The 3,334-nt window shown below is 40.3% G+C and carries 3 protein-coding genes and 1 pseudogene; all 4 read right to left on the minus strand.

Annotation, left to right across the window (positions count from 1 at the left end; all coding sequences use genetic code 11):
* Positions 1 to 769: SagB/ThcOx family dehydrogenase (locus tag E0946_RS07030; protein WP_133201756.1), on the minus strand; the 769-nt coding region annotated here is incomplete at its 3' end.
* Between the two features lie 15 nt (positions 770 to 784).
* Complete coding sequence (locus E0946_RS07035; protein WP_133201757.1) at positions 785 to 1,879, minus strand: 6-phosphofructokinase; 1,095 nt, start codon at positions 1,877 to 1,879, stop codon at positions 785 to 787.
* Entirely contained in the window at positions 1,876 to 3,042 is a 1,167-nt protein-coding gene (gene dxr, locus E0946_RS07040) for a 1-deoxy-D-xylulose-5-phosphate reductoisomerase (RefSeq protein WP_133201758.1), read from the minus strand. Before dxr ends, E0946_RS07035 begins: the two co-directional genes overlap by 4 nt.
* Positions 3,036 to 3,334 (minus strand): annotated as a pseudogene (locus E0946_RS07295) (hypothetical protein); the annotation flags it as partial. The gene dxr and the pseudogene E0946_RS07295, both read right to left, overlap by 7 nt.

Raw genomic sequence — 3,334 nt, forward strand, 5'->3', positions numbered from 1 at the left:
CAGCAAGATGGACATTTTGTCCTATATGTCCAACATCAACATACAGATAGCGATAAGCTCTTTGCTGATATCTCCAGCTGGCACGATACGGAACAGCAGTAAAGATAAAGGTTACAGCATCCTCTATAACCATTGATTGTTCCAGGCAAGCTTGATAAATTTCCTGGGCTATTTCAGATGAGGTATTGATTTTAATCAGAGTATGTTCCAGTGGATGATAATAATAAAGTCCTGGTTGGACACTTTCAGCTTTATTGATGAGCAGGTAACATTCCATTGGATGACGGCTTCCTGCAGAAGGGACATTGCGTCTTGTAAACTCATTATATATAGTGCTATGGTATTCTTTCACCCAGCAGGTTGCCCATAACATAAAGGAAAGTTCCTGAAGAGAAAGAGGTTTATTAGAGTATTTTCTCAGACTTTTTCTCTGATTAATAGCTTGAGCAAGTGTAATTTCTGGCATAGTTAAACTATCTGGAGCTGGAAGTACAATTTTTTCTCCGGTTCTTGCTTTTATTGCAGAAGGATGAGGCAAACCTTTTTGCTGGTCACTAATATCTTCATAGAGATAGCTGGTTAAGCGGACAAAATCCGGTCCAATAGTTTTAGCTCTATCTCTTTCTTGTAAAATCTGTTGCAATGTTTCGGACAAACTTTCTTCCATTTCTTGATATTCTTCCTCTGTAAGAGCAAGTTCTTTCATTATCTCTTTTTTAGTAGATCCGTGGACTTTACTATAGAGAAAGCTGAAGCTTTTCAAATCCATTGTTACTCCTTTATTTCAATCTCCCAGACAGATTCCTAAACCACGAGCAGTATGCACCAGATCGGAATCTGGACTAATATAATTATATTCTTTTATAGCGTCTATGATTGGCACAGCAACGATATTGGGATGTCTATAGGAAACCATATATCCCCATTTTTCTTCCAGAACCAGTTCAAAAGCTCTAACTCCAAATTGAGAGGCAAGAATGCGGTCAAAAGCATTAGGACGTCCACCTCGTTGCAAATGACCAAGTATGGATGTCCTGATTTCAATCTCACAACCTGCTTCTTTCAATTCTTGTTCCAGCCTTAATCCTGCACCATAAAGTCTTTTCATCCCCGCAGGTTCCTGTTCATCAAGATAACTTAAAGAGCCACCTTTCGGTTTTGCTCCTTCTGCAATGACGATATTGGCAAACTCTTTCCCGGAAGCTATGCGACGATTCAGTGATTCTATTACAGAATGTATATCATAATCAATCTCTGGAATAAGGCAGACTTCTGCCCCACCAGCAATAGCAGAATGAAGAGCAATCCAGCCAGCATAGCGTCCCATAACTTCTAAAATAAGGATTCTATGGTGACTGGCTGCCGTTGTAACCAGTTTATCTACTGCATCAGTGGCAATATCTACCGCAGTTTGAAAGCCAAAGGTAAAATCTGTTGCCGAAAGGTCATTATCAATAGTTTTGGGCACTCCGATGATATGACAGCCCAGTTCAAACAATCCTTGAGAGATTTTTTGCGAGCCATCTCCTCCAATATTGATAATGGCTTCTATATTTTGATTACGGATTCTTTCCATAAAATCGGCAGAACGGTCTATTACTGTCCAGGTTCCATCGGGATTTTTAACGGGCCAAGAAAAAGGACCACCTTTATTAGTTGTTCCAAGAATAGTCCCACCTTGAATATGAATTCCAGCAACTTTTTCTGGTGTTAGTTCTACCAGATGGATAGGGTCCAGCAGAATGCCATTAAAAGCATCAATACTTCCCAGGATTTCCCATTCCGGTTCCTTTTGTGCTCTTTTAACGATAGCCCGGATAACTGCATTCAATCCTGGACAATCCCCTCCTCCTGTGGCAATTAAAAGTCTTTTCTTCATTGTATATCTCCAAAATTATATTCCTTCAAGATATGCTGAAATACCTGTTCATTAACCGTTAAAATCTCCTCCAGTGAGGGTTCTGGCTCATTTATACAGTTCTGTACTGCTTCCTGACAAATCCGATAGATATCAGCATATCTAATTACCCCAGCCTGAAAGAGACGCAATGCTGCTTCATTAGCACTATTAAGCACCGTCGGCAAAATTCCTCCTGCATAGGCTACCTGTAAACCAAGAATGAAAAGAGGATAGCGTTCTGTGGGAATGGGAGAAAACTCCAGATTTCCTAGATGCTTCAAATCAGTCTGCACCAATTTTGAGGGTAAACGCTCTGGATAAGATAAAGCATAGAGAATAGGTAATTTCATATCCGGTTGACTCATTTGAGCAAAAATCGCACCATCAATGAATTCTACCAGTGAATGAACCACGGATTGGGGATGCAGCACACAATCTATCTGCTCAAAATCCAGGTCAAAAAGCCAATGCGCTTCCATAACTTCCAATGCTTTATTGAACATCGTTGCAGAATCAAGCGTAACTTTCGTCCCCATAGACCAGTTAGGATGTTGCAATGCCCTATCTAAAGTTATGTTTTCCAGCTCATTTAAAGGGATATCCCGTAGAGCACCTCCTGAAGCTGTTAAATAAACTTTTTTTATTTCATTATGTGGATGCCCCTCCAATAATTGAAAAACTGCACTATGTTCACTATCCACTGGCAAAATTTTACTCCCTTGTGACTTTATGAGTGGCATCAAAAGATGTCCTGCCATAGCCAGTGATTCTTTATTTGCCAGAGCCAGATTTTTCCCCCGTTGAGCAATGGCAAAACTGCTTTTCAAGCCTGCAGAACCGCTGATAGCATTCAAAGCAAGGTCATAATCCTTATTCTTTAGCATATTTAGCAATTCTGATATTCCAAAATATATCTTCAAAGAGGGATATTGATTTCTGATAAAAGCTTGCTGAGCAGTATCTTCTATACCGGTGAAAACAAGCTGAGGTATGGATAGCTCACAAGCTATTTCGCAGAGCTTATGCCAGTTTAGATGAGCGGAAGCAAGAGAGATAGCAAAATGTTCAGCTTGCTCTTTTACTACTTCAATTGTGGAAGAGCCGACAGAACCTGTTGCCCCAAGCAGAGCAAGTTTTACCATTTATAGTTCAGGCTCAACCTTTGCGAGGAACCTAAGGCATCAGGTGAGCCATTAACCCAGGCATAGTCAATTCCGATATTTTTATAGTTAATTCCCAAGCCTGCGGTAAAGCAATCAATATCCCATCCTGCCATAACTTTTAGTGCTGGAATAGGTTGAGCCATTATACCAAAATGAAAATCCGCACTTATAGGTCCTGCAGCAATGGTGGAGGCATCACCTCTGTCTTCTGCATAAATTTGAGTGCGAAATGCCGTGTGAAAAGGAATCTTATTAGAGAAAGCAGAAAAAT

Source organism: Candidatus Syntrophosphaera thermopropionivorans (genome assembly GCF_004353895.1).
Taxonomy (GTDB): Bacteria; Cloacimonadota; Cloacimonadia; order Cloacimonadales; family Cloacimonadaceae; genus Syntrophosphaera; species Syntrophosphaera thermopropionivorans.

Excerpts from the sequence above, each read along its gene's own strand:
- dxr (WP_133201758.1), bottom strand. The coding sequence starts at position 3,042 with ATGGTAAAACTTGCTCTGCTTGGGGCAACAGGTTCTGTCGGCTCTTCC.
- E0946_RS07035 (WP_133201757.1), bottom strand. The coding sequence starts at position 1,879 with ATGAAGAAAAGACTTTTAATTGCCACAGGAGGAGGGGATTGTCCAGGA.